Here is a 24,767-nt window from a genome sequence, read left to right on the forward strand (position 1 = left end):
AGAGCCGAAGATGAAAGTGGGAAGACCGCGTCCGCCTAGCCGGTCTTCACCATGACGTGGCGGATGAAGGTGTAGTCTTCCAGAGCGTGCATGCTCAGATCCTTGCCGTATCCGGACTGCTTCAGTCCACCATGCGGCATCTCGTTGACGAGCATGAAGTGCGTGTTCACCCAGGTGCAGCCGTAGCGCAGACGCGCGGCGGTCGCCATTCCCTTGCTCACGTCCTTCGACCAGACCGACGATGCCAGGCCGTAGTCGGAATCGTTGGCCCACGCGACGGCCTCGTCCACGTCGGAGAACGGGGTAATGGAGACGACCGGGCCGAACACTTCCTTGCGAACGATCTCGTCCTCCTGCCGCGCGCCGGCGACGACCGTGGGAACGTAATAGTATCCGGCGCCGGATGCGCTCTCTCCGCCCGTGGCGATCGAGACATGCTTCAGGGATTTGGCTCTGTCGACGAACGCCGAGACGCGATCGCGGTGCTGGGCCGACACCAGCGGCCCGATGTCGTTCGCAGCATCGTCTTCGGCGTCGTATTTGATGCCCTTCACCGCGGACGAAAGGTCGGCGACGAGCTTGTCGTAGATCTTCTTGCCCGCATAGATGCGCGAGGCCGCCGTGCAATCCTGCCCGGCATTGTAATATCCGAACACCTTGATGCCTTCGACGACCTGCTCGAGGTCGGCATCGTCGAAAACGATGACGGGCGCCTTGCCGCCGAGCTCCAGATGCGTCCGCTTGATCGGCTTGCCGGCCGCGGCGAGAACGTGCTCGCCGGTGGCGATGCTGCCCGTCGCCGACACCATCGCGACGTCGGGGTGACTGATCAGGGCCTGGCCGACCGAGGGACCGCGACCGAAGACGACGTTGAGAACGCCCGGCGGCAACACGCCAGCGACCTGATGCGCGAGCAGCAGCGTCGACAGCGGCGTGAATTCGGACGGCTTCAACACCAGCGTGTTGCCTGCGGCGATCGCGGGCGCGATTTTCCAGGCCGCCATCTGCAGCGGATAATTCCACGGCGCGATCGAGCCGACGACACCGAGCGGATCGCGGCGCAGCATCGAGGTGTGGCCTTCGAGATATTCGCCGGCCACCGGGCCGGTCATGCACCGCACGGCCGCCGCGAAGAAGCGGAAGCAGTCGACGATCGCCGGCATCTCGTCGCGAAGCACGAGGTGCTTCGGCTTGCCGCAGTTGATCGCCTCCAGGCTGGCGTATTTGTCGGCGTCGCGCTCGATGCTGTCGGCGATCGCCAGCAGCGCCGCGGAGCGGGCGGCAGGCGTGGTGCGCGACCAGCTTTCGAACGCGGTCTTGGCCGCCTGAACGGCCATGCCCACCTGCTCGATCGACGCTTCCGGGATCTCCGCGAGCTTCGCGCCCGTTCTGGGATTGAGGACTGTGAACGGCGCGCCCGCGCCCGCCTCTGCCCGCGATCCGATAAGCATTTGCGTCTGCATCGTTGCAACTCCCTGATCAAAAGCGCGCGCGACCGGCGCAGCGCCCCGAAAGACCGAACGTCGAAAAGCTAAAACATATAACACTATATGTCAAAGGTTTTGAAGCGTTCAAAAAGTAGGCGCTTCCGGACTCGGCACCCGGAGGGATCGCGCGCGTTATGCGGCTTTTTTTCCTCTTGTCCGCGGTGTGCTCGCAGACTGCACAACGACGCGCCACGTCGCGCCTTTCACAGGCAGCGCGACCGATCCCGAGACCTTGCGCAAGACACCGCCAAGCAGGCGCGCGGAGTTCGTTGCGACGACGACGCCCTCTTCGTCGACGAGACTGCTCGGCTTGGGAAGTGCCGACAACTCCCGTTGCCACAGTGCCTGCAGCGTGCCCACGAGCACGTCGCCGACAATGAGCCCGACCTGCTTGTCGCCGATGAAAACCCCGCGACTGAAGGTGACGACATAGGCGTTCGTTCCGCTGTGATCGACGAAGGGCCCGAACAGGTGAGGCTTTTCGTCGCCCTGAGATCCGCGCCACCAGTGCGATACAGTGTAGTCGTAGTAGGTCAGATTGCCTTCCTGCATGCTGACGTTCAGCGGCTGCAATCTTTCGCCGGCCGGCGCGGCGTACCACCAGAGCAGGCCGGGCTCGAGAAACACCTTCGGATTGGCCGCGAATCCAACACCGTAGACGGGAGCGTTTGGTGCACTCAACGCCTTCTGCACCGATGCATACAGGTTCTTGATATCCGGCAACCTGTATTGATCGCCCGGCAGCTTCTCCAGATCGCTCACGACGACCTGGGACAACTGATCGCAGATCTGGAAGATGCGATTGATCGTCTGGCAGACGGACTTTTCCAGCCGACTGGTCAGAACCGAATTGACCGAACCATCACGCTTCATGGCATCCCCGATACGGCTGCTCGCAGAATTCGGACAGGCCGGATCCTCCGACCGGATTTCCTCTGCTCCGAATGGCTGCAGCATTGCAACGGCGTTCGCGGCTGTCAACGGACGCCATTGCGGAGGTGCATGCTGCGTTGAATATGCGGCGGGGAGCTAAGCCTTGATCCGCAAGGCGGGCAGCGACCTTCCCAGACCTGCCTTTTCGCGGATCATCGCGCCCTAGAGTGACGGCACTCCGCCGAGATGGAGCGCCTTCATCTCCAGATATTCGTCGATACCGTGCCGCGAGCCCTCTCGCCCGATGCCGGACTCCTTCATGCCGCCGAACGGTGCGACCTCGGTCGAGACGCTGCCGGTATTGAGCCCGACCATGCCGAATTCGAGCTTCTCGCCGACCGCGAAGGCCTGGTTCAAGGACGAGGTGTAGACATAGGATGCCAGCCCGAACGGCGTCGCGTTCGCGAAACGGACGGCTTCCTTCGGATCGCTGAATCGGAACAACGGCGCGACGGGGCCGAAGGTTTCCTCGCGGGCGAGGAGCATATCCGGCGTCGCATCGCCCAGGATCGTCGGTGCGCAGAACTGATCGTCCCGGCCGGACGCGCCGCCGAGCAAAGTCTTCGCTCCGCCCTCGATCGCGTTCGCGACGTGGCGATTGACCTTCTCGACCGCGGCCCGGCTGATGAGCGGACCGACGGCAACATCGGAATCGAAGCCGCTTCCGACCTTCAGCGCCGCAACGGCCTCGATCAGTTTCTTCGCAAGTGCAGGATAGATGCCATCCTGAACAAGGATTCGATTGGCGCAGACGCAGGTCTGTCCCGCATTCCTGAACTTGCTCGCCATCAGGCCGGCGACGGCCAGGTCGACATCGGCGTCATCGAAAATCAGGAAAGGGGCGTTGCCGCCAAGCTCGAAGCTCACGCGCTTGATCGTCTCCGAACATTGGCGCATCAGGATTCGTCCGACATTGGTCGAACCCGTGAACGACAGCTTCCGGATGGTCGGGTTGCTCGTGAGCTCGCTGCCGATGCCTTCCGGAAGCCCCGTCACCACGTTGAGAACCCCGTCGGGAATGCCGGCGCGCTGGGCAAGCACCGCAAGCGCGAGGCTCGAATATGGCGTGAGCTCGGACGGCTTGACCACGATGGTGCAGCCCGCCGCCAGGGCCGGGCCGACTTTGCGCGTGATCATCGCGATCGGAAAATTCCACGGCGTGATTGCCGCGCAGACACCGACCGCCTGCTTCAAGACGAAAATACGGCGATCGCTCTCGTTGGCGGGGATGGTTTCGCCGTAGACCCGCCTGGCTTCTTCCGCGAACCATTTCACGAAGCTCGCGCCGTACCGAATCTCGGTACGGGCTTCGGCCAGCGGCTTGCCCTGCTCGAGCGTAATGATCGTCGCGAGGTCCTCGATATTCGCGATGATCAGATCGTACCATCGCTCCAGAAGGCCAGCCCTTGCCGCCGCGGTCAGCGCGGACCAGGACGGCAACGCATCGGCTGCTGCCTGCACGGCCCGCCGGGTTTCCTGCCGGCCGAGCGACGGGACACAGCCGATGGCCGACATCGTGGCGGGATCGGTGACGGCGAGCGTGCCGCGGTCGTCCGCATAGATCCATGCGCCACCGACGAAGGCGCGCTCGACGAACAACGTCGGATCGCGCAGCTTGTCGACAGCTCGTAGCGGCGTCATCGCGCGGTCTTTCACGATCTCGTTCATGCCAAAGCCGCCCGTACCTCGTTGATCAGCAACAAGCCGTCCAGCACCTTGGTGAAGCGATCGGCGATCACATCGACATCGTCCTCGGTGCATGAAAGCGGCGGGGCAAATCCGACGACCCCGTCGGGAAAGGTGCGGTAGATGACCCGGTTCTCGAAGCCGAGCCTGACGAGATGATCGCCCAGCTTGAGCTCCCCGTCCGGCTTCGTCCGGTTGACCTTGTCCGTCACGAGCTCGACACCGGCGAGCATTCCCCTGGCCCGAACGTCTCCCACCAGCGGATGATCCTTCAGGCCGTTGAGGCGCGCGATGAACCTGTCGGCCGCCTTTCGGCCATTCTCCAGAAGTCCCCCTTCGGTGTAGAGCCGCAGGGCCGCCAAGCCGGCCGCGGCGCTCGCCGGATGACCGGAGTATGTGAAGCCGTGCCCGACCGGCCGACCATCCGGCACATTGTCCGCGATGGCGCGATAGATCTCTTCGGACATCAGCAACGCGCCCATCGGGAGATAGCCCGACGTGAGGCCCTTCGCGACCGTCATGAGATCAGGAACCACACCATCGTATTCGCACCCGAACATCGTTCCCGTACGCCCGAAGCCGGTGATCACCTCGTCTGCGACGAACAGAATTCCGAGATCGCGCGCAGCGTCGCGCATGGCCTTCAGCCAGCCATCCGGCGGCACGATCACGCCGCCCGCGCCCTGCACGGGTTCGGCGAAGAACGCCGCGACATTTTCCGCGCCGAGTTCCTGGACCTTCGCCTTCAGGGAAGCCACCGACGACGCGATGATCGCCTCCGCGGTCTCGCCGGCGGGATTTCTGTACGCGTAGTGCGAGGGGATATGATGCTGAAGCGGCGTCGGTGCATCGAAATCGACGTGGAAGGGCGAGAGCGCCGTCAGGCCTGAGCCCATCGTCGATGAACCGTGAAAGCCCTTTTCGAGAGCGATCATATGCTTCTTCTTGGTGCGGCCCGTCACGTTGAAATAGTAGCGGATCAAGCGGATCGCACTGTCGATGGCGTCGGAACCGCCGAGGGTGAAGAAGACCCGGTTGAGATTGCCCGGCGCCAGTTTCGCCAATTGCGCAGCCAGGCGAATGGTGGGCTCGCTGCTGTAGTGATAGTAGCCCGTCGCATACGCGAGATGCTTCATCTGTTCGGTGACGGCATCGACGATGGATTGCTGGCCATAGCCGGCATTCACGCACCACAGCCCGGAAAAGCCGTCGATGAACGTGTTGCCGTCACTGTCGGTGACGTGAACCCCCGAAGCCGATGTGAGGATCGTCGGGCCGCGCGATTCATGCCTGGACCATGAGATCAGGGGGTGAATGAGATGGTTCTTGTCCAGCTCTGCGAGAGATTGAGCCATGGAGACTGCCCTTCTGTACAACTGTAGTACACTTTAGGCGGATGTACAGATTTCGGCATGGCCCGTCAAGGACCACGCCGCCCAAGCCCAGGGAAGCGCCGAAGCCTCATCGTGGCCCTATCTTGAATTTGTCAGGATCGTCCGCGCGAAACCCCGGCGGTGTCGAAGGGCCACCAGCGAGACCTACACCGTCGCTTTCCGCCGGATGAGCCCTGCTTCGCGAGTGCAGCCCATCGACCAACGATCGTCGCTACCGGTCGAGGCTGTCCACCAGCACGGACGTGCCGTTCAGGTTCTTGAAGATGAGTTCGCCGACGCGATTGTGGTTCGCCACGATGTGCTTTTCGATCTCTTCGCGCGCGGCCTTGGCGCTGCCTTCCTCGAGCGCCTTCATGATTGGATAGTGTTCGTCGACGACCCCGGCGGATCTTTCGAACTCCTTGTCCTGGACGCAGAGATAGACAAGATAGAACCTCAGCTCCCGCACCAGCTGATCGTAGAAATGATCGATCCGCGGACTGTCGAGCATGCGGACTATCGCCGCGTGGAAGGCGAGATCGTCGCGAACAATCGCGGCCACATCCCTGGTTTTCGCGGAAGCGATCAGTCGATCATAAGCCTGCCTCACGTGCTCGACATGGTGCTTCGCGCGTCGGTCGCGCACCGCGCTCGTTTCGAGCACCAGCCTGGCGCTATAGAGGCTCTTCAGACTTTCCGGCGTCGGAGAAATCGCAACGACGCCGCGATTGACCTCGATATGCACCAGACCCGCGATCTCGAGCAGCCGGATCGCCTCGCGCATCGTGTTGCGGGCCACTCCCAGCTCCGCCGCGATGGCGGCCTCGCGAAGACGCTGGCCGGGGGTTACCTTGCCCGACAGGATCAGTTCGGAGAGCCCATCCGCCACCTGCTGGGCGGCGGTCGTCTTCTTGACCACGATGTCGCGAATGTCGTTTACGGGCGCATGGTCTCGCGAAGGCGTCATCTCAAATCCGACATGGTCGTCCACCGGCCGATGTTGCACATCGACCCGCGAACCCTACCGGGTGAGATTACGATACCCGCTTTCGGAAGTGTAGTACAATTCGGTTGCTGGCGGCGGCAACGCCGGTGCCGCCGCCTCGTCAAGCACGCGAACTAACTCGCGCCGGCAGGATCAGACGCTCGTGATGAGGCCGCCGTCCACCCGGATCACCGAACCGGTCACGTAGGATGCGGCGCCGCTGGCAAGAAAGGCCACCACGTTCGCGTATTCCTGCGGTTCGCCGTACCTCCCGATCGGAATGGACGCGGTGCTCTCGGCAACGACCGCCTCGACGCCCCGCTCTTCGCGCTTGGCTTTCTGTGCATCGAGGAAGGCGATGCGCGGCGTTCCAATCCGCCCTGGAACGACGATATTCGCGGTGATGCCGTCCCGCGCGATTTCACGCGCGAGCGTCTTCGACCAGCCGACCAGGGACAGCCGCAACGCGTTGGAAATGCCGAGATTGGGAATCGGCGCCACGACACCCGACGACGTCGACGTGACGATGCGTCCCCATTTGCGCGCACGCATGTTCGGCAGCACGCGGTCGGTCAGCGCGATGACCGACAACACCATCTGCTCGAAGCTTTTCGCCCAGAGGGCGACATCCTGTCCTGCCGCAGGCGTCGGGGGCGGCCCGCCGGTGTTGTTGACGAGCACGTCGACCGGACCAAGCTCTGCCTCGATCCGCGTGACGTGTCCGTCCAGGGCCGCGATGTCCGCAAGGTCGATCTTCAGCGGGAGCGCGCGACCGCCGGCCTCAGTGATCGCCGCGGCAGCCTTCGCCGCCGCCTCGAGATCGATATCACCGAGCGCGACCTGCGCACCTTCCGCGGCAAGCGTCGCCGCGATCCTGCTGCCGAGCCCGCCACCCGCGCCGAGCACCAGCGCGGTCTTGTTCTTCAATCCGAGATCCATGTCTTAACCTTTCAACGACCCGCGTCTCCGAGCTGGCAGCAAGCGCGCTAGAACGCGTGCCCTGTCCGGCTCAGCCGCTGCAGCAGATAGTCGACCTCCTCGCGTGCCTTGCCCGACAGGACTGCGCCCGGCTTGCGCTGCGCGTCCGACGCGATGAGACCGCGCTTCATCATGACGTACTTGCGGACCGCGAGGCCGACACCCTGCTGCTGCTCGTAGCGCACCAGCGGCAGATGCGCGTCGAACAGGTCGTGCGCGTCATCGCGCCGGCCGGCCTTGTGCAGCTTGACGAGTTCGACCAGCATCTCCGGGAACGCATAGCCCGTCATCGCGCCATCCGCGCCACGCTCCATCTCGAAGTCGAGGAACAGGCCGCCATTGCCGGTCAGGATGGAGATCGGACGCAACGAGCCCTCGGCCTGAGAGCGGCGCAGCGTCGAGATCTTCTCCAGGCCCGGCCAGTCCTCGTGCTTGAGCATCACGCAGGAAGGATTTTCCTGCACGATCTGGCGGATGACGCCCGGCGTCATCTGCACCGACAGCGTCAGGGGGTAGTCCTGGATCACGAACGGAATGTCCGTGCCGATGGCCTCGATCGCCTGACGATAATAGGTCGTGATCTGGTCGTCCGTGCGCAGGCTGGGCACCGGCGCGATCATGACGCCGGCCGCGCCCTTGTCCATCACCGCGCGCGACAGCGCACGCATCGCGGCGAAGCCGGGCGCGGACACGCCGACGATCACCGGCAGCTTGCCGAATCCCTTGATGAATCGCGCCGCGATGGCGAGCGATTCGTCCGGCTCGAGCTTGGGAGCCTCACCCATGATGCCGAGAACGGTCACGCCGGTGGCACCGGCCTTGAGATAGCCGGCGATCAGCGTGTCCACCGACGCGTCATCGATCCGGCCGTCGGAATGAAACGGAGTCGGGGCAATCGGAAATACGCCGGCGGCGGTTGCGTCGAGTGTCATCGAATGTCCTCAAGATGCCCATGAATGATGGGGGCTGCGGTATTGAAGGGCGAAGAGCGAAGATGCGGCGCGGTCATTCCGCCTCGGGCGGAATCACGTTCTGCGGCGTGTTGTCGAGCAGCACAGCCCGCATCGTCTCGGCGGATTTGCGCTTGATGTCCTCATGCGCCTCCGGCGAGGCGAACGCGCTATGCGGCGTGACGACCAGGCGCCCCTCGAGCCAGGGCTCGCGGGCGCGATAGGCCTGCAGCAGACCGGGCAGCGGCGCGACCGGCGGTTCGACGGGCAGGACATCGAGGCCGGCGCCTGCGAGTTGACCACTGCGCAAGCCCTGCTCGACGGCATCGAGATCGAGCACGGGTCCGCGCGCGGTGTTGATGATCACCGCGCCTCGCGGCAGCAGCGCGATCTCGTCCGCACCGATCATCCCGCGGGTCTCGCGCGTCAGCGGCACATGGATCGAGAGCACGTTGCTTCGGCGCAGAAGATCGGTCAGTCTGGATGCGCGTTCGAGGCCCAGGGCAAGCTCGACGCCATTCGGAAGGCCGGGATCGAAAAACAAGACGCGGCAACCGAACGCCTTGAAACGCAGAGCCGCAGCGGTGCCGATCCGACCGAGGCCGACGATTCCAACGGTGAGCGATGACAGCCTGCGTACCAGCGGATCATCGATCGGTGCCCACGGCGCCGCCTCCGGCGCACGGCGCTGCGCCTCGTGATGCAGCAGCACACCCCGGCGCAACGACATCATCAGCGCGACGGCGTGATCGGCGACTTCGGTCGTGCCATAGTCCGGACAGTTGCAGACGATGACGCCCCGCCGCGCCGCCTCGGCGCGGTCGATGCGATCATAGCCGACACCCATCCGCACCACGACGCGCAGCCGCGGGAACCTGGCGAGGTCCGCTGCCGGCAGGAAGTGCCGGAACAGCATCAACCCTTCCGTTCGCGCGCAGACGTCATCCTCCAGATCGGCGAGCCGCCCGACGTTCCGGCGTACGATCTCGACGCCGGGACCGAACAACTCAGTCTCGAAGGCTTGGTCCGTGAATACGGATTCAGTGTAGAGGATAGTCGTCATCGCGTCGTCTTTACTTCAGCTCGAGCAGCTCGATCAGCACGCCGTAGGGATCGCGCAGATAGAGACCGCGGACACCTGCCACCGCCCCTTCGGTGATGGTGGTGATGCGGCCCGCAAGCTTGCCTCCGCCGGCCAGGATACGCTCCACGGTGGCGTCGAGATCGCGGACCTTGAAGCACACATGTCCCGTCCCGCAGTCGTTCGCAACCGGCTCGCCCTGCCGGCCTCCGGCTGCGCCGAACTCGATGAACTCAAGGTGCGTCCCGTGTCCGAACAGATGGGCGATCTTGAGTTCGGCGCCCGGCACGCCCGTGAACGGCGCGACCCAGTCTCCCTTGCGCTCCACGCTCGGCTTCGGCTCGAAACCCATGACTTCGGACCAGAACCGCACCGAGCCTTCGAGCGAAGGCGTGATGAATCCGGTATGATCAAACACGCTGTCCATATCCATCTCCAAATATCGAGCGCGCCGCTCAGACGCGCGAATGCGCGCGCGCCTCGCCGACCTTGATGCCCTTGAAGCCGCGGCAGGCATCCTTGAGCGCCTGCTCGATCGGGATTCGCTCGATGCTCGAGGCGGCGACGAAGCCGACCGCGCCGGTTCGAACGTTGGCAAGCTCGGCATCGGCGATGCTGGACAGCGGACCGCCGTGCGACAGCAGGATCACCTCGGGCGCAACCTTGCGTACCGCGTCGAAGATCCCGTTGAGAACGTCGAATGCTTTTTCGAGCGCCATCGCGTTGGTCGACCCGACGTCTCCGCCCGCCGTCAGACCACAATGACCGACGATGATGTCGCAGCCGGCATCCACCATCCGAAGCGCATCTTCCGGCTTGTAGACATAGGACATCGTCAACATGTCGTCGGCGCGCGCCCGGCGCACCATCTCGACCTCCCGGCCGAAGCCGAGGCCGGTCGCCTCGAGATCGAGCCGGTACTGGCCGTCGATCCGGCCGACCGTCGGGAAATTGATGACGCCGGAGAAGCCCGCACGCCGCATGTCCTCGAACAGCAGGCCCATATCGCGCGTCGGATCGACACCGTAGACGCCCCCGATGACCGGAACGTCGCGCGTGACCGGAATGACCGAGCGGCCTCCCAGCTCCAGCATGATTTCGTTGGCGTTGCCGATCGGCAGATTGCCCAGCATGCTCGGATGGCCGTTGAGGCGGAAATAGCCGGAGTTGTAGACCACGATCAGGTCCGCGCCGGCATCCTCGGCGCAGCGTGCGACAAGGCCGTTCCCGGCTCCGACGACGAGAAGCGATTGCTTCGCAGCAATCTGCGACGACAGGCGGGCGAGAACTTCGGCTCTTTTGAATCTGCGGCTCATGGTGCCTCGGAATGGTTCGAACGTGAGATCATGTCGGTCAGCAGCGCGGTGGCGCGATTGATCACCGCCGCGTCGTTGATGTGTGCGTCTATTCGCTCGACGCTTACGGATGGAACGAGCTTGCTTTCCAGCGTCGTGCAGAAGGCCTCGTCGGCCCGCGGATCGAAGAACGGTCCGCCGGCGATGTCGTAGGCGGAGAAGCCCCGCATCGGCAGCACGACGGCGACAGGCCCGCGTGCGGCGTTCAGCTTGTCCGCGATGAATTCGGCAATCGCCACGTTCTCCTCGCGCGTCGTACGCATCAGCGTGGCGTGCGGCGTGTGCGACGTGAACAGGCGTCCCTTGAATTTCTCTGGGACGGTCGCCGGCGGCCCGAAATTCACCATGTCGATCGCGCCCGGCAGCACCACTTGCGGCACTCCGCGCTCGGCCGCCGCCGACAGGCGATCCGGGCCCGCGCTACAGATCCCGCCGACGAGTTCGTCGGCAACCTCGGTGGTTGTCAGGTCGAGAACGGCTTGAATGCGCCCTTCGCGAATGAACGCTTCCATCGCCTCGCCGCCGACGCCTCGGGCATGGAACGACAGGACGTCATGATCGCGAACCATCCGCTCATGGGCGATCATCGCGCCTTCGGTCGTCGATCCGAATGTAGTCATCCCGATGCAGGTACGCCGCGTCAGCGTCGGCGCGACCGGCGGGGCCCCGAGCAGCGCGCAGAACGCCGTGACCGAGCGCGTCAGCACGTCTTCGAGGAAGCCATTGAGGCCAAGGATATCGACGACGGAATGCATCAGCATCACGTCCTTCATGCCGATGAACGGCCGGGTGTTGCCGCAGGCAACTGTCGATACCAGCATCTTCGGCAGACCGAACGGCAACAGCGCGAACGCCGCCGACGCCAGCGCTGCGTTGGTGCCGCCGCCGAGGCCGAAATATCCGGCCACCAGCCCCTTGTCGCGCAGGTCGCGCAGGATCGCTTCCAGGCCCCGGATCATCAGCGGAATGGCGTTGGCGCGGTCGCGCGCCGCCCGCATGGCCGTGATGTCGCCGCCGCCGGCCCGGGCTACGTCCGCGCGTGAAATGGTCGGCTCCATCGTCGGTTCGCCGAGGATGCCGCAATCGATCACCGTGACGCGGATACCGCGCTGCGCGAACGCGTCGCGGATGAATGCGACTTCCGCGCTCTTGGTATCGAGCGTCGCAGCGACGATCACGGTCGGCCTGGATGCCACAGCCATCATGACCTCCGCCGCATGTGACGGGCGACGATTTGATCAGACAACGCCCGCCTCCGTTCCCTTGCGGATGCGCCGGGCCGCGATGCCGCGCGCGTTCGAGATCCGGCCGCAGCTGACGATGCCAAGTCGCAGATCCATTCTATCCTCCTCAAGGCGGGCACCTGCTCTGCACCGCCTGTGAATTCGATGTCCCTTACGGACCTGTCAGGCTTTCGGGAATTTTCCCGTGACGACACGTTCGCCGGCAAGCGGCTGACGTGGCAGGAACGACAATCCCTCGCCCCGCGCGATATGGTGCAACCGCGCGAAGTTCAGCGCATAGTCCCGCTCTTCATAAAAGTGCTCGAGGTAGCAGGTCATATCGGCATCCAGCTTCGCGATGTGGCGCAGATAGGTTGCGATATCCATCGTGCCCTCGCCGAGCGGCACCTCGTTCCAGCGCAGCCCGAAATGCGCGCCCTCCCACTGGATATCCTTGATGTGCACGGACACGACGTCGTCCTTCAACAGGGCGAAAGTCTTCTCGATCATCGCCGTCGTGTCGTAGAAGGACGCATGCGAGATCATGTTGCCCTGGTCCATGTGGAGGCCGACACGTGGATGGCCAACCGAGACGATGAACTCCTTGATGTCCTCGGGCTGATAGAAGAACGTCGTGTACCAGGGCTCGATACCGTACTTGGTGTTCTTGAGCTCGAGGCCGTCGAGGATGCGCAGCACGACCTCACGGAATTCGGCGCGGCACTCACGGGTGAAGTTGTAGGCGTGCGGAAATAGCGGACGATCCGACGCGTGCTTGGTGCCGACCAGGGTGTTGGCGGAACGTACGCCGGCAATGTCCGCATTACGCAACAGGCGGCGAAATCTCTCGATGCGGTTCGCCCGCAAATCCTTGTCGTCGGTGAGAAAGTTTTCCCACAGACCGGTCTCACCGATGACAACACCGAGCTCGCGGGCGTGCTCGCCGAAAGCGAACGCCTCATCCTCGCTGAAGTCCCCGAACGTCTTGGGCGCGATGATCGCCGAAAGACCATAGACGTCGAGCGTCTCGGCCATGGCGTCCAGCTCTGCCAGCGATTGAGGGGCAAGAAAAATGCAGCCGAGCCGCATGTCGCTCTCCTAGACTTCCAATCTGAGCGACGCGCGGTCTCGATCGCGCTGTTCGTAGCGCCGCCGGTGTGTCGCGCGCCCGCTCGCAAGGCGCATTCTTCGAGTAGGCCACGCAGCAAAAGATGTCAACAAACTTGTAATTTTTCTTCGACGCAAAAACCGAACAACCGGGTAAAGGCATCGAGAAACATCGATTTTATCGAGTAAAATCAGCGGCAATGGCGCCTTTACATGTTCGGAACTTGTTTCTTTGCCAACTTTCGCTGCGCTACGGCCTTGCACCTTTCAGGATGAGATCCGCCGCCTTTTCGGCGATCGCAATGACGGGAGCATTGGTGTTGCCGGAAATGACGGCCGGCATGATCGACGCGTCCACCACCCGGAGACTTCCGATGCCGTGCACCCTCAATTGATCATCGACGACGCCTTCGGCGCTGTTCGACATCATGCAAGTGCTGGTCGGATGGAACGTGCTGAACGCGGTTGAGCGCGCATACTCGAGGATGGCCTCATCCGTATTGGCGTCCGGGTGCGGAGATATCTCCGACTCGATGTATTGGCTGACGGAGGGCATCGAGAACACCTTGCGGGCAATTCTCAGCCCGTGGACGAACGTATCGCGGTCGCGCTCGGTTGCAAGATAGTTCGGCTGTATGGACGGACGCGCGCGAGGATCGCTGGATTTCGCCCTGATCCATCCCCGGCTTTCCGGCCGGCACGGCTTGCAGGTCACCATGCAGCCGGGAAAATCGTGGGTGACGCGATCGATGTTGGCAGCACTTGCCGCAAGGAACTGATACTGCACGTCGGGCGACGCCTGATCAGGAGTCGTCGACGTGAACAGCCCCACGGGCCCGGCCCCCGTCATCAATGCCCCTTGCCTGCGGAATACGTAGGATAGCGCCTGACCGACCTGTCGAAACAGACTCTGGTCGATATCGTTGTAGGTGACGATGTTCTTGCAACGGTACATCAGGCGAACGCCGAGGTGATCCTGAAGATTGTTCCCGACGGCTTCCGACGCGTGCACGACGGGAACGCCGATATCCTGCAGCAGCCCGGCCGGCCCGATCCCCGAGATCTGCAGGAGCTGGGGAGAATTGGTGGCACCGGACGAGACGATCACCTCGCGCCGTGCCCGTGCCGTTCTCATTTCGCCATCCTTCAAATAGTCGACGCCGACGGCGCGTTGACCATCGAAGCGCAGCTTCGCAGCGAGCGAGTTGGTGTCGACCCGAAGGTTGCTGCGCTTCAATGCGGGGCGCAGATAGGCACGCGCCGCGCTGCAGCGCCGACGACCGCGTATCGTCACCTGATACCGACCTACTCCCTCCTGAGTCGGTCCGTTGAAGTCGGGATTTGCGGGAAACCCGGCTTCCAGCGCTGCTTGGATGAGGGCGTCGTGAAGCGGATGATTGTCGCGACATTCGGAAACGCTGAGCGGCCCCCCGACGCCATGAAACTCACTGGCTCCTCGCTCCTGGTCTTCCGCCTTCTTGAAGTAGGGAAGGATGTCGTCGAACGACCAGCCGACATTGCCCTTCTGCCGCCAGCCGTCAAAGTCCTCCCGCTGGCCCCGAATGTAGAGCAAGCCGTTGATCGAGCTCGTTCCACCCAGAACCTTGCCGTGCGGCCAGAAGGCTCGACGACCGTTCAGACCTGGCACGGGCTCCGTTTCCATGACCCAATGCAGCTTTGGATCGAACAGCATCTTGTAGAATCCCGACGGAATGTGAATCCACGGGTTTCGATCGCGACCGCCGGCTTCGAGCAGCAGTACGCGCGTTACGCCATCAGCGCTCAACCGGTTCGCCAGCACGCAGCCGGCGGATCCGGCGCCGACGATGATGAAGTCGAATTCGTCCTCAGAGCGCGACATAGGTTTTTCTCTCAGATTGACGGACATCGCCGGAACGATGCCGCGCAGACCCGGCTTGCTGGGTCTTGGGTCAAGTCATTGGCCTTTTCCGGGCCGCGTTGAACTGATGGACGCCACTAGACTGTCGGCGCCCGGGCTGCAATCGGCTGCGCCGAACCGTGGGTGTGATTCCAGAGGTGTCCAAGCCGCTTCTGTCCGCACGCCGACACTTCGAGATAAGCCGCCTTCACGGGGGCATCGACGAGAGGAAAGTCGTGGTGATAGCCAGCCCCGATCGGGACGCAGTCACCGGGGCGGACAAAGTAACTGTGCTCGCCGACGACGACCGTGCCGGAGCCCTGCACGATCACCCAGTATTCATCGTAGTCGTGGTAGTGCGAGTCGAAGCTCGTCGCTTTCGGGTAGGTGACCTTGTCCCCGACGAACTGGCTCCGGACGTCGAGGCTCACGGGAAACGTACCGCACCCGTAGATGTCGGCGCCCCACTGCCCGCTGAAGTGAATGGCCTGCACTGGGCGGCTCGTTCCAGACAGCGTGAACTTTGTCTCGCCCGGCGGCAAGACGAGATACTGGGATTCGCGGATCACCATGATGCGATCCGACAGAGTGAGCTTGCCGGTGCCGTAGGTCACCACGATCACGTCGTTGGGCCCGCGGGCCTCGAACGTCACGTCGGAGAACGCACTCGCCTCGATCAGATCGAAACGGCGCACCTCGCACCAATCGGGCAATGCTTCGCCGGGGCGGGTAATGAACATCGTGATCCTCTCGCGTTTCGAATCGGGCGGCCGCCACGTCACTCAACGGGAGACAACGTTGCGCCACCCGAAGGACGTCATTTGACGGAGCCCATGGTCAGACCGCGCAGCAGATAGCGCTGCATGAACAGTGTGAAGATGAGCACCGGGGATGAGACCAGAACCGCTGCCGCGCCGATCTGTCCCCAGAGCACGCCCCACTGCGTCCGGAACCCGAGCATGGCGAGCGGGGCGGTCGCGGCGTGCGAGTTCGTCAGCACCAGCGCGAAAAGGAATTCGTTCCAGGCGGCGATGAAGACGAACACGGCCGTGGCGACGATTCCGCTCGACGTCAGCGGCAGCAGGATCTTCCAGAACACCTGGAATTCCGTCGCGCCGTCGACGATACCGGCCTCGCGAATGCCCGGGTGAATCTCGCTGAAGAAGCTGCGCATCAACCAGATGGCAAATGGCAGGTTGAAGGCGACATAGAACACGACGAGCACCTGATAGGTGTCGAGCTGTCCTGTCTTGACCGCGATCAGATAGGCCGGAATCACGATCACGATGGCCGGAACCATGCGTGCGACCATGACCAGCATGAGAAAGGCCCGCCCCTTGATCGGAAGCTGCGTCAGGGCGTAGGCGGCGGGCGCGGCAACGGCAATGACGAGCGCGGTGCTCGCAAAGGACACGATCACGCTGTTCAGGAGGAAGAACTGAAACTCGCTGGTCGCGAACAGCTCGCGAAACCCGTCGAGGGTCGGACCGAAGATGAAGCGCGGCGGCATCGAGATCGTGTCGATCGGCTGCCGGAAGCCGGTGAGCACCATCCACACGTAGGGAAACAGATAGAACGACGCGATGACAATCCAGAGTGCGAGCAGCAGGCTCTTGCGGACGTGAACGGACACAGACATCATTGCCTCATCGCGCCTTGAAGGCGTGCCGCTGCAGGTAGAACATCAGCGGCGAGCAGACGATCAGCACGATGACGAGATAGACCCATGCGATCGAAGCCGTGCGGCTGATGTCGAATGCGGAAAAGCCGAGCTTGTAGGCGAGCACGCTTAATGTCGTGGTGACTTCGCCGGGGCCACCGGCCGTGAGCAGGAATATCTTGTCGAAGTCCGCCAGCGCTCCGATGAGACGAAACGAGCACGCCACCAGGATATAAGGGAGCAAATGCGGGATCGTGAGATAGCGGAAAAGCTGCACCGCGCCGGCACCGTCGAGTGACGCCGCCTCTATCAGTTCCTGGTCACGCGACTGCAGTCCCGCGAGCAGGACCAGCATGAAGAACGGCGTCATCTGCCAGACGTCGAGGATGATGCACGACATCAGGGCGTGATCCAGCCCCAGCCAATCGATACGCGGCAGTCCGAGCGCGCCGAGCACGTAGTTGAAAAGGCCGGCGCTGGGATCGTAGAACAGTTTCCAGAAGATACCGAGAACCGACGGTGTCAGAACCATCGGGATGATCATGATGCCGCGAAACAGCGGACGAAGGTAGAACGACTGGTTGAGAAGCAACGCGAGTGCCAGACCGAGCGGCAGCTCGATCGCGATCGACACCAACGCGTAGGTCAGCGTCACCAGGAGTGCGCTGTGGAAGCTGGAGTTCGACAGCAGCCACGTGTAATTCGCGAAGCCGACGAACATGTCTTCGCTGCCCGGCGTCACCAGCGACCAGTCGAAGAAACTCACCTTGAGCGAATAGACGATGGGCGCGACGAACACCACCAGCACGACGGCGACGGCGGGCATCAGGAAGTAGAGCGCCTCCCGCCGCGCCCCGGCAGCAACCTCGTCCCGGACAGGGATCGCGACGGCCGGGGCGATGGACTTCATCACGTTCATGTCTTCCCGACCTCAGCGAAGATAGCCGCGCCGCTTCACGAAATCGGTGACGCCGTTCTGCATGTCGTTCATCGCGACCTTGACCGTTTTCGTCTTGGCCAGCGCTGCGTTGACCTCGTCGTAGATGATGCGATGGACCTGCTCGGCCTCCTTGAGGGGAACGAAGGAGAAGACGGGCCCCTGCAGCGCGGTCGCGACCGCCGGAAAGTGCGGATTACGGGCAATCAGCTCGGGATCCCGGAGGGCCGACATCCTCACCGGCGCGCCACCGGCCAGCGTCGTGCGGCGCACGATTTCCTTTGAGGTAAGCCACGCCAGGAACAGCTTTGCGGGCTTCATGTTGCGGGCTTTCGCGTTGATGCCCAAACCGTGTCCGCCGAGCAGCGAACCCTGCGGCGGCACCGTCCAGCCGAAATGGCCGGCAGCGGCCGACTTCTTGGGATCGGCAAGCAGGCCCATGCCGGAGGGCCACATCAGCGCCTGTGCGCTCGTCTCGGTCGAGAAGCTGTTGACGAGTTCCGAGATGTCCCAGGAGAGATTGCCGGGCGGCGATAACGGCTGCAACTGGCTGACCATGAACTCGAGCGCCGCGATCCCGGCCTCGCTGTTGAATTGCGGCACGCCCTTGTCGTCGAAATACTTGCCGCCGCGGCCGTTGAACTGCTGCATCCAGACCGTCGCGGTCTGGACGTTCTTCCCGCCCGGCATGCCGTAGCCGTAACGATTGTTGCCGCCGAGCTTGCCGCCGTTGGCTGCGATTTCTTCCCAGCTCGTCGGCGCCTTTTCCGGATCGAGGCCGGCTTCCTTGTATCGATTCTTGTTCCAGAGAACGAAGGTCGCATCGCCGAGAACAGGCAGAGCGATCAGACGGCCATCGACCCGGCCGTAGATGTCGAGCGGACGCGAGGCGTAGTCGTCGATGTCAAGCGGAGGAGCGCCCTCGACCTCGGAGTCGATCTTGGTCAGGTCGACGAGATATTGGGCGACATCGTACTTCCATTGATAGGCGACCGGATAGATGTCGAAGGAATTCGTGCCCGTCGTCACATCCAGCAGCATCTTGGTGTAGCGGTCCATGTACTGCCCGAACGTGAAATCGAGCTTGATACCGGTCGCCTCCGAGAACTCCTTCGAGGCCGCCGCGAGAATGTCCCAGGTCGTGCCGGTGCCGAACAGAATACGGACAGTCGATCCCGAATACGTCTTCGGAAGGGATCGCGTGACGGCTGCAAGCTCGGACTGCGCCCACGCCGCCCGACCGAAGGCAGTCGCGGCGGAAGCTCCGAGCAACCCACGATGAAATGTCCGCCGTGTAATTCCTGTCACCTGTTGTCCTCCCTTTGCCCTTTCGCCAGCCTTTTCGACACGGCCGAGCGATCCCTTCTCAAGGTCGCCCTTCTGGCGCTCGCCTTGACTAATGCCTGACCACACAAGATGTCAATTAACATGTAAATGACGGAACGGCCATTTACCGCGAATCTTTTTCGCCATCAATATATTGATATAATTATAATAATTCTCATCCTTGCCTGTTTTCAGCACTGCACAGGCGCCTGCCGCCGCGAGAAAATATTGACATGTTGGTCGGACTGGCACAAGAATTTGTATATCTACAATAACAACTCGCCGAACTTGTCACGCTGAGCCAGCCAGCTGTCATCGCGATGACGATCGGCCCCGATCAAACTCAACAGCACGATCAGAGGAAACGAATGGCATCGGTCACCATCAAGGGCTTGCGGAAACGCTTTGCCAATGTCGAGGTCGTCAAGGGTATCGATATCGACATTGCCGACGGCGAGTTCGTGGTGCTCGTTGGCCCTTCCGGCTGCGGGAAATCGACCTTGCTCCGCATGCTCGCCGGCCTCGAAGGCATTTCCGGCGGCGAACTTCGGATCGGGAGCAAGGTTGTGAATGACCTGGCGCCGAAAGACCGCGACATCGCGATGGTGTTCCAGAACTACGCGCTCTATCCGCACATGACGGTGGCCGACAACATGGGATTCTCGCTGCGGCTGCGGGGGATGCCGAAGGCGCAGATCGAAGACGGCGTCACCCGCGCGGCAGGCGTCCTCGGACTGACCCACCTGCTGGCGCGCTACCCGCGGCAGCTCTCGGGCGGCCAGCGCCAGCGCGTCGCCATGGGTCGCGCCATCGTCCGCGCACCCCAGGTTTTCCTGTTCGACGAGCCGCTGTCCAACCTCGATGCGAAACTCCGCGTCGCCATGCGCGCCGAGATCAAGGCGCTGCATCAGAAGCTGCGCACCACGACCGTCTACGTCACGCACGACCAGATCGAAGCCATGACCATGGCCGACAAGATCGTGGTGATGCGTGACGGCGTCGTCGAACAGATCGGCTCGCCGCTCGAGCTCTACGATCGCCCCGCCAACCTGTTCGTCGCGGGCTTCATCGGCTCGCCGGCCATGAATCAGATCAAGGGGAAGGTTCGCGACGGCGCGTTCGAGTCCAGCGACGGCTTCCGACTGCCGATCAGCGAGCTGCCGCCGAACGCGGACGGCCGCAACGCGATCTACGGCGCACGTCCCGAGCATTTCATGATCTCCGATCAGGGATTGCCTGCACGCGTGACCGTCGTCGAGCCGACCGGCTCGGAGACCCACGTCATGGCCAATCTCGGCAACGTGCCCGTGGTCTGCGTGTTCCGCGAGAGGATCGGCGCGCGGCCGGGCGACACCATCCACATCGCACCACGTCCCGACGTCGCACAATTGTTCGACGCCGACACCGGCCGCAGCCTGCGCGCCGCCTGACATCTCGACGGCTTGACGTCCGCCAACGCCTCGAAGCCGACACGTCAATAAACGTCCTGCCGAGGCTCGTGAACGGGAGGCAGGACATTGGGAAACGAAGGGAAGGGATTTCCATGGTCAAGATCACGCGTCGTCAGGCAGTGGCGCTCGGCACGGGCCTGCTCGCCACTCCAATGATCGGGCGCTTCGCCCACGCGCAGGAGGCCCGCATCGGCTTCCTGTCGTCGCAGAAGGCCGGCGCATTCGATGCCGTGATCGCGGCGTTCGAAGCCGCCAATCCCGGCATCAAGGTGCAGGCGCAGAACGTCCCGTTCGACCAGCTCAACGCGCAGATCCAGGCGCGCCTCGGCGCCGGCGATACCAGCGTCGATGTCTTCACGGTCGACGAGCCGCGCGTGCCCGCCTACGCCCAGAAAGGCTTCCTGTCCGACCTCACGGCGATGCGCGGCGAGATCGAGGCGGCCGTCGCGCCGGCGGCGCTCGCCGGCTCCTCGTTCAAGGACAAGCTGTGGAGCTTCCCGTTCTGGACCACGTCGCAGTTCCTGTTCTTCAACAACGACCTGCTGAAGAAGGCCGATCTGCCCGCGCCGGACTCCGATCCCGCCAGGCGCCTGACCTGGGAGGACCTGCTGACCCACGCCCGCACGGCGCAGAAGGCCGGCGCCAAATGGGGCTTCGCGTTCGACCAGAACGACCGCTATTACGAACTGCAGCCGCTGTATGAATCCCAGGGCTTCGGTCCCGGCCTCACCGGCGACGGATTGCTGACGCCGGCGCTGACGTCCGCCGGTTGGGTCAATACCACGGAATGGTATCGCGATCTCTACGCCAGCGCACTGGCGCCGCGCGGCGTCGCCTACGAGCAGATGCCGGCCCTGTTCTCCTCTGGCCAGGTCGCCTACATGGTGGCCGGCGTCTGGCATGCGCGCGTGTTCCGCCTCGCCAAGGAGCTGAACTTCGGCATCGCGCCCATGCCGTATTTCGCGGGCGGCAAGCCGGTGACACCGACGGGGTCCTGGACCATCGGCGTCAATCCGAAGAGCGCGCGCAAGGACGCTGCACTGAAGTTCGCGAAATTCCTGACCCTCGACGGCAATGGCGCACTGCTCGCCAGCACGATCGCGCCGCAGCCGCCGGTCAACAAGGTCGCGTTCGAGGCCTACCTGAAGCGCGAGTCCGAAGCGGGCGGCGGCAACACCGCCGCGTTCGCCAAGATCATCAGCCATGAACTCGCCAACACCACCGTCAGCCGGCCGCGCACGATCGGCTACGTGGTGTTCGAGGAGATCATGAACCGCATGTACAGCGACATCCGCAACGGCGCGGAAGCGAAATCCTCACTCGATCGCACCCAGGCGGCGCTCAGCGCGGCGTTCTCCCGGCTCGAATGATGACCGCGCTCACCTCTTCCGACGGTTCTATGACAGCTCCCAAAGCCGCCTCGGCTCCCAGGTCGCGCCGCACCCTCAGCGAGGGTGCGGTCGCGGCCCTTTTTCTCGCGCCCGCCATCGTGGCCGTGCTGGTGCTGCGCATCTGGCCGACGGGCCTTGCGCTGTGGCAATCGTTCCACGTCGGCGCGGCGGGGCGGTTCGGCCTCGATAACTACACGTTCCTCTTCTCCGATCCGTCATTCCATGATGCGCTGTCGGCAACGCTGCTGTTCTCGCTCATCGTCAATCCCTTCCAGATCGCCTGTGCGCTCGGCCTCGCGCTGGTGCTCAATCGCGCGCTGCCGGCAGGCCCATTGTGGCGGACGCTCGTCCTGCTGCCGGTCGCCGTGCCGCAGAGCGTCTCCGCGATCATCATGGGCGTGGTGTTCCGCCCCGACGGCCCCGCCAACGCGTTGCTCGCGACCATCGGCCTGCCGGCCCAGGGCTTTCTCACCACACCGGAGCAGGCGCTCTATACCATCATCCTGATCGTCAGCTGGATCGGGGTCGGCTACTGGACGACGTTCCTGCTCGCGGGGCTCAAGGAAATCCCAGCCGCGCTATACGAGGCCGCGGTGATCGACGGCGCGAACAGCTGGCAGCAATTCCGCTTCATCACCCTGCCGCAGCTTCGTCGGCCGCTCACCTTCGTGCTGGTCGCCGACACCGTGGCGAACTTCCTGGTGTTCGCACCGGTGCAGATCCTGACCAAGGGCGGGCCGCAGGGCTCCACCAACCTGATCATGAACGACATCTACACCCGCGGCTTCCTGTCCGGCGACATGCGCGGCGCCGCGGCCGAGACCGGCATCCTGGTCGCCATCGTCGTGATCATCGTCGCGATCCAGTTCCGCATGATGACGGGAGCGAAGTCGGAATGAAGCAGAACTATCACCCCGGCCCGCTGGCGATCGCCGTGGCGGCGTCGGCCGCGGCCATGCTCCCGTTGATCTGGGCGGCCGTCAGCGCCCTGCGCCCGAGCGCGGAGATCTTCCGCTACCTGTCGCCGCTGAGCATCCGCACGCTGGTGCCGGCGGAGATCACCTTCGACAACATCATCGCGCTGTGGAGCGGCCCGTTTGCCCGCGCCATGTTCAACTCCGCGCTGGTGACCGCGCTGACCGTCGCCATCGGCCTCGTCATCTGCTCGATGGCGGCATTCGCGCTGGCCGCGCTGAACTACCGCGGACGCAGCGTGGTGTTCACCGCGATGATCGTCTCCTTCCTGATCCCGTTCGATTCCATTGCCGTTCCGCTGTCCCAGGTGTTTCGCGACCTCGATCTGCAGAACAGCTACGCGGGCTTGATCCTGCCCGGCATCGGCAATGGCCTCGCCGTGTTCCTGCTGCGGCAATTCTTTCTCGGCATTCCGCGCGAGCTCGCGGAAGCCGCAATGGTGGACGGGCTCGGCTGGCCCCGGATCTTCACCAAGATCTACCTGCCGCTCTCGAAGCCCGCCTTGATCGGTGCGGGCCTTATCCTGTTCGTGTTCCAGTGGCAGGCTTACCTGTGGCCGCTGCTGATCGCGCCGAATCCCGACTATCACGTCGCATCGGTCGCGATCGCGAGCTTTGCCGGACAATACGACGTGGACTATGGCCAGATGTTCGGCGGCGCGGTGTTCACGGCACTGTTGCCGATGGGCGTCCTGCTGGTGTTCCAGCGCTACTTCATCGCCTCGTTCGCCAGCACGGGCAGCAAGGACTGACCTGACCCGACTGTCACGGGCCGGCGAGGATCACGTCCACTTGCCAAGAAAAACGCGCTCCTGCGAGCGCGTGATGTGCTCGCGCATGCGGGCGCGCGCCCCGTCGGCATCACCGTCGCGAATGCACTCGAAGATCGGCTCGTGGCTGGAGCGCACGACGGCAGAGTGATTGGGTGAGTGCAACGTCGACAGATTGCGGGCAAGCTCGATCAGGAAGCGGATGTGCGCGCGCGCGGCGCCCCACGCCGCGATGAAGAAGTCGTTATGCGTCGCCTGGGCGATGGCCTCGTGATATTCGAGATCTTCCTCGATCCCCTGCGAACTGACGGAGGCGCTGGACTTGATGGTCTGCAGCAGGCCACCGATCCGCTGGATGTCGGCCGGCAGCCGGCTCTGCGCCGCGGCGAATGCCAGCTCACCCTCGAGCGAGATCCTGTAGGTGTAGAATTTCTGGATCGCGACGATGCTGTTGATCTGCGGAGGCGCCTCGTCGGCGCTCACCATGACCGGAACCTCGGCGGCCTCGACATGCGGAACGCCATCGGAAACGAAGCTGCCCGCGCCCTGGCGCGATCGAATGACCCCATCGACCCGCAACCGTTCGAGCGCTTCGCGAACGATCGGACGGGACACACCGAAGCGCTCTCCGAATTCCTTCTCCGAAGGAAGGCGTTCGCCTGCGCCGAACCCACCGGTGCTGATCTGCTTGAGGATATCGCCGTAGAGGACGTCACTCATTTTGACGCGTCGCGAACCCATCGAGATGCTCCCGCACCGGCGGCCAGCCGGATCTTTCATCGTGCAGTATGCAGGGCGCTTCGTGCCGGCACCGAGAACCGACCTTTGGTGGCCATCCGAGCCGACCATTCGGGCGGAGCACACTGCAACTGCCCTGCAATGGAATTTGGTATATCGCCCGCAGCAACAATACAACAATTCTTACAAGTGAGGCTAGCGCAAGGACAACCTCGCAACCGGACCGGATGGCGTTGTGCACATCATCGGCGACCGTTCCGGAGACCATGCGGTCGTTGCGCCGTTCCGGGCCGCGCTGCCCGTCATCGATCATGCCGGCAGGAACTTGAGCCTGGTACGAGGCCGCGGTGCCGGCGCCCGCTTCATGGCGCGCATGCTTCGACGGAGCACCTGATCCGCGATGATCGCGTATCAAACAATGGACGCGCCTTCGCGATCTCGCGGCGTGTTCGCCCGAGCTTTGTTCGTCTCGCCACCCTCTCG

General features: G+C 63.5%; 22 protein-coding genes. 4 read left to right on the forward strand and 18 right to left on the reverse strand.

From position 1 onward, the window contains the following. Positions 1-35 precede the first annotated feature (35 nt). The 17 genes from QM712_RS18965 to QM712_RS19045 all read right to left on the reverse strand — a co-directional run bounded on the left by QM712_RS18965 (position 36) and on the right by QM712_RS19045 (position 18,942). Positions 36-1,463, reverse strand: a complete 1,428-nt coding sequence (locus QM712_RS18965) for a gamma-aminobutyraldehyde dehydrogenase (RefSeq protein ID WP_415024660.1) — start codon at positions 1,461-1,463, stop codon at positions 36-38. A 156-nt stretch (positions 1,464-1,619) separates the two neighbouring features. Then, positions 1,620-2,444 carry a cache domain-containing protein gene (locus QM712_RS18970; protein ID WP_415024661.1) on the reverse strand — a complete coding sequence of 275 codons (825 nt, stop codon included), beginning with the start codon at positions 2,442-2,444 and terminating at the stop codon, positions 1,620-1,622. Between the two features lie 138 nt (positions 2,445-2,582). Beyond that, on the reverse strand, positions 2,583-4,088 hold the full coding sequence (locus tag QM712_RS18975) for an NAD-dependent succinate-semialdehyde dehydrogenase (protein WP_415024662.1): 1,506 nt from the start codon (positions 4,086-4,088) through the stop codon (positions 2,583-2,585). Then, complete coding sequence (locus QM712_RS18980) at positions 4,085-5,461, reverse strand: aminotransferase class III-fold pyridoxal phosphate-dependent enzyme (RefSeq protein WP_415024663.1); 1,377 nt, start codon at positions 5,459-5,461, stop codon at positions 4,085-4,087. The genes QM712_RS18975 and QM712_RS18980 overlap by 4 nt, the downstream gene beginning before the upstream one ends. A gap of 250 nt (positions 5,462-5,711) precedes the next feature. Then, the gene (locus tag QM712_RS18985) at positions 5,712-6,446 is read right to left on the reverse strand and encodes a GntR family transcriptional regulator (protein WP_415024664.1); all 735 of its coding nucleotides are present in this window, start codon (positions 6,444-6,446) and stop codon (positions 5,712-5,714) included. A gap of 171 nt (positions 6,447-6,617) precedes the next feature. Then, on the reverse strand, positions 6,618-7,403 hold the full coding sequence (locus QM712_RS18990; RefSeq protein ID WP_415024665.1) for an SDR family oxidoreductase: 786 nt from the start codon (positions 7,401-7,403) through the stop codon (positions 6,618-6,620). A 47-nt stretch (positions 7,404-7,450) separates the two neighbouring features. Continuing rightward, a complete protein-coding gene (locus QM712_RS18995; RefSeq protein WP_415024666.1) occupies positions 7,451-8,374 on the reverse strand; it encodes a dihydrodipicolinate synthase family protein in 924 nt (307 codons plus the stop codon). A gap of 73 nt (positions 8,375-8,447) precedes the next feature. Further along, positions 8,448-9,455 carry a C-terminal binding protein gene (locus QM712_RS19000; protein ID WP_415024667.1) on the reverse strand — a complete coding sequence of 336 codons (1,008 nt, stop codon included), beginning with the start codon at positions 9,453-9,455 and terminating at the stop codon, positions 8,448-8,450. 10 nt (positions 9,456-9,465) lie between these two features. After that, a complete protein-coding gene (locus tag QM712_RS19005; RefSeq protein WP_415024668.1) occupies positions 9,466-9,900 on the reverse strand; it encodes a VOC family protein in 435 nt (144 codons plus the stop codon). 28 nt (positions 9,901-9,928) lie between these two features. Continuing rightward, the gene (locus QM712_RS19010; RefSeq protein ID WP_415024669.1) at positions 9,929-10,789 is read right to left on the reverse strand and encodes a phosphoenolpyruvate hydrolase family protein; all 861 of its coding nucleotides are present in this window, start codon (positions 10,787-10,789) and stop codon (positions 9,929-9,931) included. Next, positions 10,786-12,030, reverse strand: a complete 1,245-nt coding sequence (locus tag QM712_RS19015; protein WP_415024670.1) for a Tm-1-like ATP-binding domain-containing protein — start codon at positions 12,028-12,030, stop codon at positions 10,786-10,788. Before QM712_RS19015 ends, QM712_RS19010 begins: the two co-directional genes overlap by 4 nt. A 204-nt stretch (positions 12,031-12,234) precedes the next feature. Further along, positions 12,235-13,140, reverse strand: a complete 906-nt coding sequence (locus QM712_RS19020; RefSeq protein WP_415024671.1) for a sugar phosphate isomerase/epimerase family protein — start codon at positions 13,138-13,140, stop codon at positions 12,235-12,237. A 268-nt stretch (positions 13,141-13,408) separates the two neighbouring features. Continuing rightward, positions 13,409-15,019 (reverse strand): GMC family oxidoreductase, encoded by a 1,611-nt coding sequence (locus QM712_RS19025; protein WP_415024672.1) that lies wholly within the window; start codon positions 15,017-15,019, stop codon positions 13,409-13,411. Positions 15,020-15,135: 116 nt separating this feature from the next. Beyond that, entirely contained in the window at positions 15,136-15,777 is a 642-nt protein-coding gene (locus QM712_RS19030) for a cupin domain-containing protein (RefSeq protein WP_415024673.1), read from the reverse strand. Positions 15,778-15,854: 77 nt separating this feature from the next. Then, positions 15,855-16,676 (reverse strand): carbohydrate ABC transporter permease, encoded by an 822-nt coding sequence (locus tag QM712_RS19035; protein WP_415024674.1) that lies wholly within the window; start codon positions 16,674-16,676, stop codon positions 15,855-15,857. Positions 16,677-16,683: 7 nt separating this feature from the next. After that, positions 16,684-17,607 (reverse strand): carbohydrate ABC transporter permease, encoded by a 924-nt coding sequence (locus QM712_RS19040; RefSeq protein ID WP_415024675.1) that lies wholly within the window; start codon positions 17,605-17,607, stop codon positions 16,684-16,686. A 21-nt stretch (positions 17,608-17,628) separates the two neighbouring features. Beyond that, complete coding sequence (locus tag QM712_RS19045) at positions 17,629-18,942, reverse strand: ABC transporter substrate-binding protein (RefSeq protein ID WP_415024676.1); 1,314 nt, start codon at positions 18,940-18,942, stop codon at positions 17,629-17,631. Positions 18,943-19,328: 386 nt separating this feature from the next. Between QM712_RS19045 and QM712_RS19050 the strand changes: the two genes are divergently transcribed. The 4 genes from QM712_RS19050 to QM712_RS19065 all read left to right on the forward strand — a co-directional run bounded on the left by QM712_RS19050 (position 19,329) and on the right by QM712_RS19065 (position 23,528). Further along, positions 19,329-20,390, forward strand: coding sequence for an ABC transporter ATP-binding protein (locus tag QM712_RS19050; RefSeq protein WP_415024677.1), 1,062 nt, complete (start codon positions 19,329-19,331; stop codon positions 20,388-20,390). Positions 20,391-20,503: 113 nt separating this feature from the next. Continuing rightward, positions 20,504-21,781 (forward strand): ABC transporter substrate-binding protein, encoded by a 1,278-nt coding sequence (locus QM712_RS19055; RefSeq protein WP_415024678.1) that lies wholly within the window; start codon positions 20,504-20,506, stop codon positions 21,779-21,781. Between the two features lie 29 nt (positions 21,782-21,810). Continuing rightward, on the forward strand, positions 21,811-22,701 hold the full coding sequence (locus tag QM712_RS19060) for a carbohydrate ABC transporter permease (protein ID WP_415024679.1): 891 nt from the start codon (positions 21,811-21,813) through the stop codon (positions 22,699-22,701). After that, the gene (locus QM712_RS19065) at positions 22,698-23,528 is read left to right on the forward strand and encodes a carbohydrate ABC transporter permease (RefSeq protein ID WP_415024680.1); all 831 of its coding nucleotides are present in this window, start codon (positions 22,698-22,700) and stop codon (positions 23,526-23,528) included. The genes QM712_RS19060 and QM712_RS19065 overlap by 4 nt, the downstream gene beginning before the upstream one ends. Before the next feature lie 30 nt (positions 23,529-23,558). Here QM712_RS19065 and QM712_RS19070 read toward each other — a convergent pair whose 3' ends face one another. After that, complete coding sequence (locus QM712_RS19070; protein ID WP_415024681.1) at positions 23,559-24,266, reverse strand: FadR/GntR family transcriptional regulator; 708 nt, start codon at positions 24,264-24,266, stop codon at positions 23,559-23,561. Positions 24,267-24,767: the final 501 nt, after the last annotated feature.

Source organism: Bradyrhizobium sp. (assembly GCF_047605465.1).
GTDB lineage: Bacteria > Pseudomonadota > Alphaproteobacteria > Rhizobiales > Xanthobacteraceae > Bradyrhizobium.